This is a genomic window from Parabacteroides sp. ASF519, assembly GCF_000364265.2.
GTDB classification, from domain to species: domain Bacteria; phylum Bacteroidota; class Bacteroidia; order Bacteroidales; family Tannerellaceae; genus Parabacteroides; species Parabacteroides goldsteinii.
The window spans coordinates 1,353,568-1,370,441 of the sequence record NZ_AQFV02000006.1; the positions used below are offsets into that span (position 1 = coordinate 1,353,568).

10 protein-coding genes are annotated in these 16,874 nt (G+C 46.1%); 3 read left to right on the plus strand and 7 right to left on the minus strand.

What is annotated here, in order from left to right:
* Positions 1–184 precede the first annotated feature (184 nt).
* The 4 genes from C825_RS05220 to C825_RS05235 form a co-directional block, all read right to left on the minus strand.
* The gene (locus tag C825_RS05220) at positions 185–2,554 is read right to left on the minus strand and encodes an ABC transporter permease (protein WP_044214919.1); all 2,370 of its coding nucleotides are present in this window, start codon (positions 2,552–2,554) and stop codon (positions 185–187) included.
* 110 nt (positions 2,555–2,664) lie between these two features.
* Positions 2,665–5,064, minus strand: coding sequence for an ABC transporter permease (locus tag C825_RS05225; protein ID WP_010801684.1), 2,400 nt, complete (start codon positions 5,062–5,064; stop codon positions 2,665–2,667).
* A gap of 10 nt (positions 5,065–5,074) precedes the next feature.
* Complete coding sequence (locus C825_RS05230; protein ID WP_010801685.1) at positions 5,075–6,325, minus strand: efflux RND transporter periplasmic adaptor subunit; 1,251 nt, start codon at positions 6,323–6,325, stop codon at positions 5,075–5,077.
* Positions 6,326–6,328: 3 nt separating this feature from the next.
* Positions 6,329–7,807: a TolC family protein gene (locus C825_RS05235; RefSeq protein ID WP_010801686.1), complete on the minus strand. Its 1,479-nt coding sequence runs from the start codon at positions 7,805–7,807 to the stop codon at positions 6,329–6,331.
* Positions 7,808–7,984: 177 nt separating this feature from the next.
* On the opposite strand from C825_RS05235, the gene C825_RS05240 reads away from it, so the two are divergent.
* Positions 7,985–9,349 carry a sigma-54-dependent transcriptional regulator gene (locus C825_RS05240; RefSeq protein WP_007655351.1) on the plus strand — a complete coding sequence of 455 codons (1,365 nt, stop codon included), beginning with the start codon at positions 7,985–7,987 and terminating at the stop codon, positions 9,347–9,349.
* Positions 9,346–10,347, plus strand: coding sequence for a sensor histidine kinase (locus tag C825_RS05245; RefSeq protein WP_010801687.1), 1,002 nt, complete (start codon positions 9,346–9,348; stop codon positions 10,345–10,347). Before C825_RS05240 ends, C825_RS05245 begins: the two co-directional genes overlap by 4 nt.
* Positions 10,348–10,354: 7 nt before the next feature.
* On the opposite strand, the gene C825_RS05250 is transcribed toward C825_RS05245, so the two are convergent.
* Positions 10,355–13,027 (minus strand): ATP-binding protein, encoded by a 2,673-nt coding sequence (locus C825_RS05250; protein WP_010801688.1) that lies wholly within the window; start codon positions 13,025–13,027, stop codon positions 10,355–10,357.
* A 103-nt stretch (positions 13,028–13,130) separates the two neighbouring features.
* Positions 13,131–15,467: a TonB-dependent receptor gene (locus C825_RS05255; protein WP_371686245.1), complete on the minus strand. Its 2,337-nt coding sequence runs from the start codon at positions 15,465–15,467 to the stop codon at positions 13,131–13,133.
* Between the two features lie 395 nt (positions 15,468–15,862).
* On the opposite strand from C825_RS05255, the gene mnmC2 reads away from it, so the two are divergent.
* Positions 15,863–16,528 (plus strand): tRNA (5-methylaminomethyl-2-thiouridine)(34)-methyltransferase MnmC2, encoded by a 666-nt coding sequence (mnmC2, locus tag C825_RS05260; protein ID WP_044214826.1) that lies wholly within the window; start codon positions 15,863–15,865, stop codon positions 16,526–16,528.
* Here mnmC2 and trxA read toward each other — a convergent pair.
* Positions 16,523–16,837, minus strand: coding sequence for a thioredoxin (gene trxA, locus C825_RS05265; RefSeq protein WP_007655346.1), 315 nt, complete (start codon positions 16,835–16,837; stop codon positions 16,523–16,525). The two genes, mnmC2 and trxA, sit on opposite strands and share 6 nt — an antisense overlap.
* Between the last annotated feature and the right edge of the window lie 37 nt (positions 16,838–16,874).

Below are 16,874 nucleotides of genomic sequence, written 5' to 3' on the forward strand. Positions count from 1 at the left end.
TGGTTTTACGTGCGTTTTAAGGAGGAACAGTGCCGCTATTTTTGTTCCTTTTTGTACCTCAAAATGGTGTTGATTAACATTTTTTTTAGGTCAAATCAGGCACATTTTTGTCCCGGATTAGCGTATTTGTTCTTTCTTTTGCTAATCGTAAAACTTTGGTAATATGCATGTTATGTATAGCTGGCTATTCCGTCTTGATAGCTTTTGCCGGGTTTGTCCGTGCCGCTTTTCGGATTTGCCAGATCAGGGTGAGCAGGGAAATACCTGCGGTGATCAGGAAAGCAATAGCGAAAATCCACCAGGATAACGGAGCTTTATTGGCAAAGTTTTCCAGGTATTTCGTGATTGCCAGCCAGGAAAGAGGAGTGGCTATCAGGAAAGAGAAACCGAGTAGCTTGTAATATTTCCGCAATAACAAATTCATGATGGCTCCTGTCGTTGCCCCGTTCACTTTGCGGATCGCTATCTCTTTGTAACGCTGTTGAATGTCGAAAAGGGAAAGGCTGAATAATCCCATCGAAGAGATCAAGATGGAGACGAGGGTAAAAACGGAATAGATCCGGGCAACCAACCGGTCCTTTTCGTACATGGCACTGATCTCGTCTTCTACAAAAGTGTATTCAAATTCTCCTCCGATAGTCTTGTCATGGAGTTCTTTCAGAAGTTTGATCGCTTCCGACCGGCGTCCGGGGACAATGGATGCCATGAGTTTCCCAGGATAGTATAGTTCATTCTGCACATCTTTGAAAGTCATGATGACGGGAAGATTACGCTGGGAGAGATGCACTACCTGAAATTCGGGAGTAAAACCTTTTACCAGAAGCGAACTGATGCCATTATACGAATCTTTTTCCAGTTCCGTAGGAGGGATTCCTCTTTTACTGAATAATTTTTTGGCCGTTTCATTCATCAGGATTTCTTTTTCGCTCTTCGGAAAGCCGTCTGCGGAAACTGGTATTTGGTATAAATCAAAGAAACTTTTATATAGTTTGACATGAAGTACCTCCTGCCATTCTCCTCCGGGGATGCGCATACTGACCTTATCGTAGTTATCAGTTGGTAATTCATACGGACTTTCTCCATAGGAGAACGACTGGAACAGAGGGGATGCTTTGAGTGTTTCCTGTATGGCGGAGGAAACGCTTTCAGTCTGTTTCTGTTCTTCTTCACCATAGAACATCTTTGAAGAAGGACGTATAAACCAGGCTTTTATAATGTCTTTAGTCCGGTATCCCAGGTCTGCATGCAACATGAAGTGCAGTTGCTTCATAAAGAAGATGGATGATATGATCAGGCAACAAGTGATAACATACTGCACGACCAGAAACAACGAACGGGTAGCCATCTTGTTTTTTCCGGGGGTGACTCCCTGAAGTGAACGGATGGTTTGCCGGAAGCTATAGTTGAAAAATGGATATAACGTAATAATCAGTGGAAGTCCCAGCAAAAGAATAACGGTTAATATCATATTGAAAGAAGAGCCGACGGTGGCAGTGATACCTAACTGGTTTTCTTGTATCGGCAGGGTGATTTCGATAATCATCCAACTGAGAAAAAGGGAGATGGTTGTCAGTACCAGATTCTCTGCGTATAGCTGGATGAATAATTGTGCGGGTCTTGCCCCGAATACTTTTTTCATTCCCAGTTCCCGGCCTCGTTTAATGATAACGACCGAACTGATATGGATAAAGTTGAACAGTCCGATCAATAAAAGCAAGATCGCAACGAATGAGAGGATTTTCAGGCTGTCCGGGTTTCCCTGGCGGAACGTATTTACTCCTTTGTCGACAGCTTTGTCCATGTATAGTTTATCCAGTGGGATGACCCGGAAAGAGAACGTTTTTTGGGCGGCTTTATGGTTTTCTGCTTTGAGTTTTTCGTTAATGCGATCCGCATCGATACCGGGATAGGCTAAAGCAACACTAAAGTAATTAACCGGCGGCCAACGCCATTGCAGTTCTTTAGATATCAACAGGTCGAAGGTCAAAGAACTGGGTGTCTCCGTTTCTCCGATAATTCCCTGGACGGTCAGTATATTTCCGTTATAGTCGACGTTCTTACCGATCGGATTTTCTTTACCGAACAGTTTCCGGGCGAATCGGTTTGTGATAACGGCTCCTTTAGGGTCGGCCAACAGTTGTGTACGGTTCCCTTCTACCAGCGGAAAATCCAGTATCTGAAGGAAAGCGGTGTCTGTAGCTAATACATGTGCTTTGAATTTATTCTCATCTACCTGTATTTCGACATTACTGAGGGAGACAAAGGAGGTTTTTTTCTCTATTTCCGGTATATCCAGGGGATTGATATAGTTCTTTTTCAGGACTACATTATCTGTTGTAAACAAAAGAGGTATCCGTTCGCTGCTTTCCCACTGACGTACACTCAGATATATCCGCTCATGGTTGGTATTGAAATGGTCTGTTGTCGCCTCACTATAGACATACCGGCTGATAATGATCACACAGGCCAGGCTTAGCGCCAAGCCAAGGACATTAATAACGGTGTATAAACGGAAACGCATCAGTGAGCGTATGGCTAGTAGGATGATTTTCATATACATTGCTTTTATTGTTTACGATCCCTAAACAAGCTTGTTTGCGATGCCTAAACACCTTTGTTTGTGATGGGCAAACAGGTGTGTTTAGGCATCGCAAACAGATTGTCTTATTCTGCTTTTATGGCTTCCGCCGGATTGGTCCGTGCCGCTTTCCGTATCTGCCAGATCAAGGTTGCCAGCGATATTCCGGCAGTTATGAGCAGGGCGACGGCGAATATCCACCAGGAGACGGGTGCTTTGTGGGCGAAGTCCTCCAGATACCGGTTGATTGCCAGCCAGGCGATGGGCGAGGCGATGAGGAAGGCGATGCCTAAAAGTTTGTAATATTTTATCAACAACATCCGCATGACGACGGAGGTAGTGGCACCGTTCACTTTACGGATGGCTATTTCGCGGTACCGTTGTTGCACATCAAACAAAGACAGGCTGAATAATCCCAATGAAGAGATCAGGATGGCGATGAGGGCAAAGACGGAATAGACTACCGTCAGTTGCCGGTCTTTCTGATATAGGGCCTTGTGTTCGTCTTCGATGAACGAATACTCAAAACTACCTCCGAACAACTCTTTATGCAGCTCTTCCAGAAAATGCAGAACCTCCTGCTTGTGTCCGGCTATCGGTATTACCAGAAGTGACTCTTCGGGATTGCTTCTGTGAGGAATAATGATGGGCGGGTTAGTGAATTTACCCCAATGGCCCGGTGTGAAGTCTTTGACAACCCCCAAAATACGATATGGAGGATTGCTGTCCATATCTGTGCCGCTTGAAAACCAGAGCCGTCTTTCCGGTTGTACATCGGTCGATTGGATGTCGGTGATGCCCAATAGCTTTTTCCCCGATTCGGTGAGGTATAAACCGTAATCTAAATCCGGTTCTTCTTTCGGGTCGATTGCTTTGCCTTCTATTACCTCTATATTGAATAGGTTTAGCCAGGAGGGGGCAATAAACGTGAGGGTAAACTCTTTGAACTCTCCGTCGGATACCTTGAATTTGAATCCACCGCTCATTTTGTCTTTGATCGGACTGGGACCATACGTCCACTTTTCAATCAACGGGGAAGCGTCCAAGCGTTGTTGGATGACCTCTCTTAGATGCTTTTTGCGTTCACGCTCTTTCTCCCAGTCTTCCCTGCTGATGTTATTAATTCGTCTTGGTTGAAAGAATCGGGAGGCAATGACATCTTTGATACGGAATCCAGGGTCGGCATCCAGCATGAACTTCAATTGCTTGATAAAGAAGAGCGAGCAGACAATCAGCGTGATGGTGATGATGTATTGGGCCACCAAGAACAGCTTGCGCGACACCACCGACCCCCCGTTGCGGTTGACCGAACGAAGGGAAACGATCGGTGCTTCGCGGCGATACCTTATGAAAGGCATCAAGGTGGTAAACAAAGGAAGCAGGAATAGAATCCCGCTATTGAGCAATAAGTCGAAGGTGCTATTCGTAACGAATGTCAATTCCATTTGATTCTGTACCAGTGGACTGGCCACTTCGATGAACACCCAACCTAGCAGGATGGCAAAAGCCATCATCAGCACATTTTCCAAGTACAATTGGACGAACATCATCAAGCTACCGGCACCGAATACTTTCTTCATCCCCCATTCGCGCCCTCTTTTCAGTATAACCACGGAATAGATGTTGATGAAGTTGAAGATGCCCACTAGGAGTATCATCAACGCTACCATCGACAAGACATAGATATGTGTCGGGTTGCCCAACCGGAAGAAGTGGTTCTCGTAGTTGTTCCTGTTCAGATACACTTCCGACAGGGGATACAATTGGTAGCGGACGCTATATTTCCAATGTTTCATTAACATGAATTGGTTGTATTGCCGGTTGATCTGCCGGTAATCGGCTTGCGGCTGGAGGCGAACCAGATGGTTGCTCATGCGCTGCCAGTCAGACAATTGTTCGGAAATCACCAAATCGAACTCAATACTGCTAGCTGTGGCGGGTACCCCAATCACACCGGTTATAGTTACTGTTTTTCCTATGGACAAGCGTAGTTGTTTGCCTAATGCACTCTCGTTGCCGAATATCTTTCGGGCGAGCATTTCTGTGATGACAGCCTCTTCCGGCTTGGACAATGTGTTAGTACCGACTAACAACGGGTAGCGGGCGATGTGGAAGAAGTTACTGTCGGCAATTAGGGTTTTACCCAGATATTCGTTCTCGTTGTACCAATAGCTTATCTCCTCTTCCTTTCGTATTTTGCTGGCACATTCCACGCCCGGATGTTCAAGCAGGCTATTGAATGTCTTTTCTTTATTGGGATTGGAGATACCGCAATACATGATCTCGCCCGGGTGCTTGTCGTCTTCGCAGATGGTGGTAAACACCCGATCCAGATCGGGGTAAAAGTGGTCGGTCTGCCATTCGCTATACACATAGCGGCTTATGATGATAAAGCAAGTCAGGCTTAAAGCCAAACCTATGATATTTACAAACGTGTACGTCCGGAAACGCAATAAAGGGCGTATGGCCAGTATAAGTAGTTTCATGGTAAATGTATTATTTCAAAATCAATTCTTCCGCGTCGCCAAAAGTACTGTATCCGGTGACAATAACCTTATCGCCTGCTTGTAATCCGCCGGTGATCTCATACTGCTGCGGGTTCTGTCGGCCGATGCTGATGTTTACTTTGCGGGCTTTTGTCCCGGTCTCGTTCAGCTTATAGATCCATTGGCCGCCGGTCGTCTGGAAGAAGTCGCCGCGCGGGATGACCAGCGCCTCTTCGGGTTGTCCCAGTTCAACCTGTACGCGGAAGCTCTTTCCGATGCGGACATTCTCGGGTGATTCTTCGGTAAAGACAAGATCCACATCGAAGTTACGATCTTTTACTTCCGGTACGACCTTGGTGATGCGTAGCGGATATTTCTTTCCCTGCCAGGTGATGGTGGCGGGAAGGCCTGTCGTGATACGGTCGATATAATATTCGCTGAGTGACGTATGTATCTTGAACTGGTCGAGTACCTTGATTTCGGCGATGGCTTCGGTGCTTTGCACCTGCTGGCCCGGAGTTACCTTGACAAAACTGAGTTGTCCTGCCAATGGGGCGCGGACGATCAGGTTCTCCATGCGTTCCTGGGCGCGGTCGTATTTCTTCCGTTCACGTTCCAGGTCATTCTTCATCAACTCACGGCGGAGGATGGTGGCAGCGCTGTCGTGGCGCAGACCTTCTAGTTGCAGGGCGGTGCTTTGCGTTTTATATTCGAATTCATCCCGCTGTACTTCCAGTTGCGCCTTGCTCTTTACACCCATGCGGAACTCCTCTTCATCGAGGGCGAAGCTCTTTTTCAGGCGGTTGAGTTCATAGGTTGTCTGTAATGTTTGTTTTTGCAGGTCCAGGCTTTTCTGTTCCATTTCGATCTCTTTTTCCTGGAAGGAGATCAACTGCTTTTCCCATTCGTCGCGCTGGTCGTCGATGGTACGTATCAGGTCCGGATTGGTCAGGGTAAGGATGGTGTCGCCCTTCTCCATCATCGTACCTTCTTCAGCTACGATACGTTCGACGCTACCGGCTTCACGTGCGTTTATCTTGATGGTGAGGATGGGTTGAACCACGCCTTCCACATCCACATATTCCATGAATTTATCGGCTTGTGCTTCGCCGATGATGAGGTTATCCGCTTCGGTGCGCAGTTTTCGTCCGCCTGATGCAACGATCGATACATACACCAGAAGGATGACAAAAGCGATACATCCGGCGATATGCCAGCGGTAACGGTAATATACAGGTTTCTTTTCAATAGGTCTGTCCATTATTTATTTCATTAATTGTTCATAATCGAATGTCAGTTCACGATTTTGTTCGAAGTCGTAGCCGGTCATGCTGCGCAGACCGTAGTACAGGCTCCAATAATTATATAAGGCTGTTATATATTCTCTTCGTGCCCGGTCCTTTTCGCTGATGGAGGCATTGAGGTCGAGGATAGTCGATTTACCCAGCAGGTACAGTTTTTGGGCAACATCGTTCCTGCGTTGGGCGGTCTGGTCGGTTTTCTGTGCGATCATCACTTTATCAGCCTGCAGGTTGAACTGTTTGACCATTTTGATGACATTCAGTTCGAAGTCGTTGCGTGACTGCTCCACCTCGGTATATACTTTGTCGCGGTTGCTGAGGGCAACTTTTACCTTCCCTTTACCGACACCCCAGTCCAGGATCGGGATGCGTATGCCAAGGCTGACTAATTGTTGATCCAAAGGGTCCCGGTAAGCCTCTTTCAGTTTTTCGTTTGTCTGCGTCAAGCCGAATTGCATATAGAGGTCGGCTTTGAAGCCGCGGGATGCTTTTGCCTGTGCTACGGCACTTTCGCTTTCCAACCGGCGGCGCTGGAGGTATTCCGGTTCCGGATTATTCTCGTAAGCCAGCTCGAGCGCTTGCTTTACTTCCACATTGAAACGGGGGATTTCTTCGTTTAAACTGGCGATCAGTTCCGAAGCATTGGTGATACCCAGGTAGCTACGCAATGATTGAATACAGTCGTCTACTTCAATACGCGCGTTCATCATATTAGTCTGTTCGGTCAGGAGGTTCAGTTCCAGTTGTAGCATTTCATTTTCAGTGATCGTCCCGATATTATACCGTCCCTGGGCATATTGATAGAGGGTATCGGCATTTGCGTAATTATATTGTGCGATTTCCCAGTTGGTCTGTGCGGTGGCCAATTGGAAAAACTGTTGGGTTGCCTGTGCGGCGACCAGTTCGAGTGTTTCTGTCAGGTTCTTTTTTGATTCGGTATAACGGAGAGGTTCGATTTTCCGATCCCATTTGAACTGGTTGTATCCGAACAGGTTTTGTTCGTAGCCGAGCACGATGGGAGTGGTGTTATACGAACTTGTCTTTTCCGAAAACAAATCGAGTCTTTGCAAGGCTGTTTTCACGAAAAGGCTTCCTCCGGTGAATGGTATATTCTGATTGATCGTGAGTCCGGCATCCACCATCAACTGGTTGCGGTGTACGAAACTTTCGCCTCCGTCGGGCAAGGTCACCGAACTGATCGACCGGTTCAGTGAAGGACTGGAGGTGAAAGTCAGACTGGGTAGCATGTTTGCACGATAGGAACGCCAGTTCCAGTAAGCCGCCCTGAAAGAATGTCGGGCAGCGATGGCCTGTGGAGATTGTTCCTGGGCCATGCGTACGGTCTCAGATAAGGTGAGGCGTAGCGTATCCTGCGAGTAAGCCGGGAAAGCGGCCAGTGCAGCAAGGATTATCGATAATATGTGACTTCTCGTATGTTTCATATATTATTAAAAACAAATAGTATGCCATGTTTTTAATATCTTGAATATTAGACAGTAAGTAGTGCGTCCGTTTTTGTGATCAGTGCGTCAGCGCACAAAAAACGTTCGTATTCGCACGCCCTGTTTATTGTTTTAATGCTTATCTTTACCCCCACATATTTAATATACGCATACGATATGAAACAAGGGAAAATACTGATCATCGACGATAATGAAGATGTGCTTTTTGCACTGAATCTGCTGTTGGAACCTTATGTAGAGCAAATCCGTGTGACCACACAGCCGGAGCGTATCGAGCATTTTATGGAAAGTTATGTGCCAGATGTGATCCTGCTGGATATGAATTTCCGGAGGGATGCCATTAGCGGACAGGAAGGTTTTTTCTGGTTGGAGAAGATAAAGAAGGCGGATCCGGATGCCGTTGTCCTTTTTATAACAGCTTATGCCGATACGGAAAAAGCCGTGCGTGCCATCAAAGCCGGTGCGACGGATTTTATCCCTAAACCCTGGGAGAAAGAGAAGTTGCTGGCCACCTTATCTGCCGCCTTGAAACTTCGTGAAAGCCGTACGGAAGTGCGGTCGCTGAAACGCCAGGTAGCGGCTCTGGAGAGTTCGGATGAGGAAGGTTTCGAGATTATCGGTGAGAGTAATGCCATGCAGGAAATCTTTGCAACGATCGAGAAGTTACGTCATACGGATGCCAATATCCTGATCCTGGGGGAGAACGGAACAGGTAAGGATCTTGTTGCCCGTGCCCTGTATCATCATTCGCCGCGTAATGGACAGGTCTTTGTGGGTATCGACCTGGGAAGTATTCCCGAATCGCTTTTTGAAAGTGAACTGTTCGGTTATGAAAAGGGGGCCTTTACGGATGCCCGCCGTGATAAGCCGGGGCGTATGGAGGTGGCAACCGGCGGGACTTTGTTTCTGGACGAAATAGGGAACCTGAGTATGCCGATGCAGGCCAAACTGCTTACTGCGATCGAAAAGCAGCAGATCACCCGGCTGGGGGCTACCCGTCCGGTTTCGATAGATGTCCGCCTGATCTCCGCTACCAATATGAATATTCGTGCAATGGTGGAGGAGGGGACTTTCCGCCAGGACTTGCTTTACCGTATCAACACCATCGAACTGCATATTCCTCCTCTTCGGGAGCGTGGTAATGATATCCAGTTGCTGGCGGATTATTTCCTGATACGCTATGCCCGTAAATATAAGAAAGAGATAAAAGGTTTATCCCGCGAAGCCCGGAGCAAACTGCAAAACTATAACTGGCCGGGAAATGTCAGGGAGTTGCAACATGCCATCGAGCGGGCAGTGATCCTTTCCGACGGATTGATGCTGAAACCGGAGAATTTTATGCTCCAGCCTTCCGTTACCAAAAAGAAAGCGGAACTGGAAGAACTCAACCTCAGCATTCTGGAGAAAGAAGCGATCGAACGTGCTTTGCGGCGTGCCGACGGGAATGTGACCCGTGCCGCCGAGTTGCTTGGTATTACCCGTTTTGCCCTTTATCGGAAATTGGATAAGTTGGGCCTATGAAACGGTATACCATCCTGATAAAGATCGTCCTGATCGTTATATTGTCGCTGACAATTGCATTCCTGATACTGAAAAGCCTCTATTTTACTTCGGTAATGATGAGCGCTATCCTGATCGTATTGGCTTTCTCTTTGTATCTGGACCAACGGAAAACGATTCGCCGGATGGAACATCTGATTGCGAATATTCATTACGGAGACCTGAATCTGTCTTTTCCGGTTCCTACTTCCGGAGGGGCGGAAGCCGAGTTGACTCGTTCGATGAATGAGGCCCTGAATGCTTTTCGTTCCCGGCTTTATAATTCGGTGGTGGCGGAGGCTGAGACAGAAGCCTGGCAGAAACTGATCCGCGTATTGACGCATGAGATTATGAATTCGATAGCCCCTATTATTTCCCTGTCGGAAACGGTGACGGAGCGTGCCGAATTAAACGGAATGAACGAGCGTGACTACGCAATCATGTTGCAAGCCATACAAACGATTCACCGTCGGAGCAAAGGGTTGCTCGACTTCGTGGAGAACTACCGCAAACTGACACGTATACCGACTCCTACCATGCAAATATTCCCGATATCTGTTTTATTCAGCGATTTGCAGAAACTGGTCCCGGCTGACGGTATACACGTTGTCTATTCCATCCGCCCGGCAGAATTACGGTTGTATGCAGACCGGAGCATGATCGAGCAGGTTCTGATCAATTTACTGAAAAATGCCGTTGAGGCGTGCTGCGACAGTGAATCCCCTGAGATTCGTGTAGAGGCTTTCCGGCAGGATGGTATGCCTGTGATAACGGTTTCGGATAATGGCAGCGGGATTGTTCCCGAGGCTTTGGATAAAGTTTTTGTTCCTTTCTTTACTACGAAACAAGGAGGATCGGGTATCGGTTTAAGCGTTTGCCGTCAGATATTGAATCGTCATGGGGGAAATATAACCGTTACTTCGGAAATGGAGAAAGGGACGGTGTTCACCCTGCAATTTCCGGGTACACGTTCCATATAACAATAGTCTACAAAAGCTCTGTTATCTTCTTTTTCAGATCGTTGGGTTTGATCGGTTTGGCTACGTAGTCGCTGAATCCGCTTTGTTTCACCCGTTGTTCGTCTTCGGCAAAGGCAAAAGCGGTCACGGCTATGATGGGGATAACGGTATTATCTTTGCGTATCTCTTTCGTTGCCTGGTATCCGTCCATAAGCGGCATTTTCAAATCCATGAGGATCATGTCCGGATGATATTTTCTGTATAAGTCTACTGCTTCCTGACCGTTCCAGGCATGTACCAGGTTGTATTCCTTGAGGATTGCTTTTATATACGTGTAGTTGCTTTCGTTGTCTTCGGCAATCAGTAAGGTTGACTTTTTATTGTTATTCTCAGTAAAGGCATTATTCTGTATTTCTATTTGTACAGGTTCTGCCGCAGCAACGTGCGATTCTTCAATAACCGTATCGGGTAGGGTGAACCAGAAAGTCGAACCTTGTCCCAGTTCAGATTCCACGCCGATCTCTCCTCCCAGCTTCTGTACGATCATCTGGCTGATAGACAGTCCGAGCCCGGTTCCCTGAGCGAAACTGTCTAACTTGACAAAGCGCTGGAAAACGCTGTCTTTGATCTTTTTATCGATACCGCATCCGGTATCGGAGACAAAGAATAGTAATTTGCCGTCCTTATGTTGATAGCCGAAACGTATTCCGCCTTCTTTGGTGAACTTGATGGCATTGTTGATAAAGTTGGTTATTACCTGCGACAAGCGGTTCTTGTCTGTCCGGATGATGCAATGAGACATCTTTTCGATAAATGAAACCTGCACGCCTTCTGCTGCTTTCAGGCGGGAGGTCTGCTCTATATCACATAATAACTGATTGATATCGACATCTGAATAAACAAATTCGAGCGTATTGGCCTCGATCTTGGACAGGTCCAGAATATCATTGATCAACTGCAACAGGAGTTCATTATTGTTATTGATAATATTGATGTATTCTTCGCGTTCCTCCAATTCTTCGGTCATGGCAAGCAGGCCGGAGAAACCGACAATCGCATTAAGCGGCGTACGTATCTCATGGCTCATATTTGCAAGGAAGGCCGATTTCAGGTGATCCGATTCTTCCGCTTTTTCCTTAGCCAGTCTCAATTCGTTCTCAGCTAGTTTCTGTTTGGTGACATTTTCTTTCTTGAATACTACCCCCAAAAGATTTTCCTTAGCATCGAGTATCGGGTTGGCAAATACATGTGTATATTCACCCGGGGCACATTGCTTGACGAGCTCAAACGGTTTCCGGCTTTCCATGGCGGAAATCAGTGCACATTCATCGCAGAATGGTTTTTGCCCGTCTTTAACTAGGCAACAGTTTCTAGGACCATATTGCGGACTGCAAGGCATTTTTATCTGATTCTCCCATTTGACCGAATAATCCGGTTTGATGAAACGGATAGAAGACTGTATGTTATTCATAATAATAACATTGTCTTTCTGCAGGTCCATCAGTTCGTCTTTCAACCGGTTGGTTCTGAACAGGAAGAACAGGATCATTATCAGGAAAAGCAACAATACGCATGCAACGATCAGCAGGATCTCAAATCTGTATTTGATAAACAGATTGCCCTCCACATTGATCAGCGTGGAATCGGCAGGCAGACGGTCTCTTTCTATATTGAACTCTCTTAGTTTTTTGGCATCGAAAGTATATCCGTTGGGAATACTTACTGCCTTCATCTCTTTTTGGAGTACTTTCTTTGTTTGGATATCGATAGCCTGTTTGGCAAGATCTTTACCGATGGAACGGTATTTAGGCATGTAACCGCCTATTGCCCAATGGCTAAGTCCGATAGAAGTCAGTGTAATAGCCGGAAGATTCGGGTTACCTGCCATCATGGTGTAGGTTGCGTTACCTACATAATACCCGTCGTTTACATCTACACGCCAGGTTCCCAGTAGGATTACGGTTTCCTTTGGAAGTCTCTTTATTTGTTCGACAATGGTGTAGATATTATTTTTCCGGCCGTCCAGTAGTATGAGATTCTGGTCCGGAAACTTCTTCATTTCCTTTTTTACCAGTGCTTGCAAGGAGATACCTCCGTAGCTGTTATCCGTTATTAAAGCAAAATGTTTTGTTGCGGGATAAAGATTCAAAGCCAGTTCTATATTCTTTTTTATATCATAATTATAGATAAAACCAGACAGATAGAATCCGTTGTCTATGTAACTTTGGATATCGATACTCTCCGGGTCCCAGTCTGCCATTACGGTATTGGAGTCCGGCAGAATAACTGCATTTCGGCTAACCATCCCACACAGGATAGGAATATCTTTTAGGATCGGTTCATCCTGCGACAGGTAAGAAGACCATCCTTCCTGGCCTAGAATGACTATGGCCTGCGGAGTGTTCTCGTTGTTATATTTTTTTAGCAAGGTTGCCATTTTCCCTTTCCATAAAGGAGCCTCCGGCAAACTTTTACAGTTCATGTTTTCTATGATGACCGGAGCTGTACCTCCCAGACGTTTGTACTCCTCCATGAATTCGGAGATATTTTGCGTGGTATTACGAGTATCCGGGTTATAGGAGCTGATAATAAGGATCGGATGGGTGTCTTCAGCATGGGCCGGGATAGACATAATAAGACATACAAGTATGAATAGTATTTGTATGTGGCATATAATATTTCTTAGAATCACTTTCAACATTGATATCTTCTCTGTTACTGTCTGTTTCCCGGCTACAAAAATAGGAATTATTTGTGATCTATGTAGAACTATGGTCAATAAAAACAGAAGAAAATCAAGGGTATTATATTTCTATCATGATTCCTATACTGGGCAACATCGTTCCCGTCATGCGTTCTACCGGCTTCAATTCATATCGTTGTTCGCTTTTTGGGGCATCGGGGTTCAGTATTTTACCTGTTTTTATATAGACGTCCTGTTCTTTGTATTTCGAATTAAGTACGTTCTGAAGATCGATATAGAATCCGAGCATTACTTTTTTCAGATAAAATGTTTTATCTATGCGCAGGTCCAGCTGGGTGAATGGTTTCAGGCGTTCGCTATTGAAGCGGCTGTAGTCGTAATAGAGACTGCCGCTGGCATCCCAGGCTTCCACATAACTGCTTTTCTCCACATCGTAAGGCGTGTATGGTGCGCCGCCTACTACCCGGAGTTTGGCGCCTATGTCCCAGTTTTTGGGGAGTGAATAGGTGCCGCTGAAGGTGAACAGATGTTTGTTATCCCAGGCGGAAGGAAGGTATTTACCTGTATTTCTTCCGTCTTTATATTCACTGCGGACATAGGTGTAGGAAGCAATGAAAGTGAGTCCTTTGTAATTATACCAGCGTCCCATCAGTTCCATTCCGTAAGCTCGTCCGGTAGCGGTGGAGGTGACGGCTTCATTTCCCAGAACACCGTAGTCGGTTCCTTTCGAAGCCAAAGGAATGCTGTCGATGACCGACATCGGATAGCGGTTATAATGTTTGTAAAACCCTTCGGCTGTGAATTTAAGGAAAGAGGAGGGACGATATTCCAGTCCCAGTCCGGCCTGGTCGCTGCGGATATATTGAAGGGCGTTTCCCTTGTTGACATAATTCCCGTCGTTATCCTTAAATCCCATAACGGTGTACGGAGGTAACTCATAGTAACGCCCGGCGTTGGCATTCAGGTAGATATCGCCGGCTATCCGGTAAGACAACGAAAGGCGTGGCGAGAGTTGGTCAAGCATATTCTTCATTTTAGATGAATAATTGTTGGCATCGGCACGAAGTCCCAGCGAGGCGGTAAAACGCTCATTGTCGCTTTCGTAGATGGCGGTGGCATACAATCCCCATTTCCAGATTCCCAGGTCGGTCTGATAGGTGATCTCACGGGGAATAGTGGTAAATTGTTTCTGGAATGTATGGTTTGTATACTCCGAATAATCGATGTTGCCACCTGCCTGGAGTTGTATGTAAGGGAGGCGGAAGATATTTTCGCTACGGAGTTTGTTCTCTATCTCGTCCGAGCGGTAATTGAGCGTAAGATTTTCCGGCATGCTTTCGTCGTTATCCCGGTATTTGATGTTTTTGTTGTTCATCTGGCTACGGCTGACGATAACTGAATAGATGTTTTTCCCGGTATAATGCTTGTAGACGGCTCCCAGGGTATAGGTCTTTTGTTTTACAACCGGCAGGTAAGCCAGGATATATTGGTTCTTTTCGCTCATATCTTTCATCCCGGTATTCAGTTTCATATCATCTATGGCTCCTAATCCGAGAAAAGTGAGTTCGTTTTTCTTGTTGAAAGCATGTTTGATCTTGAACTGGGCATCGGTGAAAGTCGGCAGGAACGGCAGTCCGATCATGTCGAACAGAAATTGCAGATATGAACGCCTGATAGAGACCTGGTAGGTTGTTTTGTCGCCCATCGGTCCGTTAACCGACAGTCCGACATCGGAGGCTCCGACCACCCCGCGCAGGGAAAACTTTTCTTTATTCCCGTCCTGTAGTTTGAAATCCAGCACGGAGCTCAATGCATTCCCTCTGGCAGCGGGAAATGCTGCCGAATAGAAGTTTACTTCGCGTATGAAATCAGGATTAATGATTCCGACCGGTCCGCCCGAAGCGCCTTGTGTTGAAAAGTGATTGATATTCGGAATTTCTACTCCATCCAGGAAGAAACGGTTCTCGGAAGGGCCGCCGCCTCTTACCATCAGATCGTTCCGGAATGCAGCTGTGGAAGCGACTCCGGGAAAAGATTGTACGACACGCGATATGTCACGGTTACCTCCAGCACTCTTTTCTATCTCTTTGAAGCCTATAACGCGCAGTCCGAGCGGACTTTCGGCTGTTTTACGAAATGGGGAAGCCACAACACTGACTTCCTGCAGGTTTTCGCTGCCCGGCTCCAACTCGATCGGGTAAAATATATCTTTATTGGCAACGCGGAACTCGGCGGTTACTTCCGGCTTATATCCCAGGAAGGAAGCCTGAAGACGATAACTGCCGGGGGCGACTCCGGTGATCTCGAAATTACCGACGGAATCGGTTGCTGTTCCTTGTGTTGTGTTCCAGATCACCACTGTTGCGTAAGGCACCGGTTCACCACTTGCAGCTTCCTTTACGATCCCTTTTATGGAATAGCTTTTCTGGGCCTGCATGAACTGGATGCAGGCAATAAATAATACCAGGAAGATATATGCTCTTTTATACATCGCTATCGGTTTTTTGGCAAAGATACTATAATATTAGGGAAGGATTGGTTCTAATAGGATATGAACTGTAATTATTGCATCATTACCGGGCGCATATTAGGATTCCCCAAGTTCTTATCCGGTGAAGGATGGAAATATCATATATTATGATACTGCATTTTCATATATTATGCGAATTAAGTATTATAATATATGAGAAAGTAATATCACAATATATGATACTAATGTTCTTAGTATAGGGGTGACTTTGCCTGAAATAGGGTTAATGCATGCCTCTGCCTAACTCTGTTTAATTTTCCTTACCTTTGCAGTCAAATGCAAGTATAGTAGTGCAGAATCAGATGAAACGGGAATTACAGCAGACGGCTGACGGTAGCCATACATTATTTATTCCGGAGATGGATGAACATTACCATTCGGTAAACGGGGCGGTACAGGAATCGCGCCATGTATTTATTGAAGCCGGATTGCATCATCAGGCAAAAAAGGATATCACTGTTTTTGAGATTGGTTTCGGGACAGGGTTGAATGCTTTCCTTACTTTACTGGATGCAGAAGAGAATAATCGCTCTGTGAACTATTATTCCATAGAACTTTATCCGCTTGGAGCCGAACTGGTCCGGGCGCTGAATTACGGCGACGTGATCTGTCCGGAAAAGAAAGAATGGTTTGAGGCCCTGCATGTTGCCACCTGGAATGAAGCTGTAAGAATAACCGATCGTTTCACTTTGCATAAAATACAGGGAGATAGTAATCACTGTGAATTGCCGGAAGAAATAGACCTCGTTTATTTCGATGCTTTTGCTCCGGATAAGCAACCGGAAATGTGGAGTCAGGAGATATTCGATAAATTATATGCGCATATGGCGGAAGGAGGAATCCTTACCACCTATTGTGCCAAAGGAGTAGTCCGCCGTATGATGCAGAAGGCCGGGTATTCCGTTGAAAGAATACCCGGCCCTCCGGGAAAACGCGAAATGCTCCGCGCTATAAAGTCTTCATTATAGAAGTGCGTCGATTTTAGCTACGAAAGCCGATTTCTGTGCTGCACCTACTTGTTTGTCTACTAATTTCCCGTCTTTAAAGAAAAGAACGGTCGGAATATTGCGGATACCGAACTGGGCAACGACATCGTTGTTGTTGTCTACGTCCATTTTACCGATTGTAACCTTACCTTCGTATTCGGTAGCCAGTTCGTCGATGATCGGACTTACCATGCGGCAGGGGCCACACCATTCAGCCCAAAAGTCAAGGACCATAGGCTTGCCTGCGTTTACTAACTCTTCAAAATTTGCATCTGTAACTTCTAGTGCCATAATTATATATCTAATTTAAATTGTTCCCTTTTGAGGT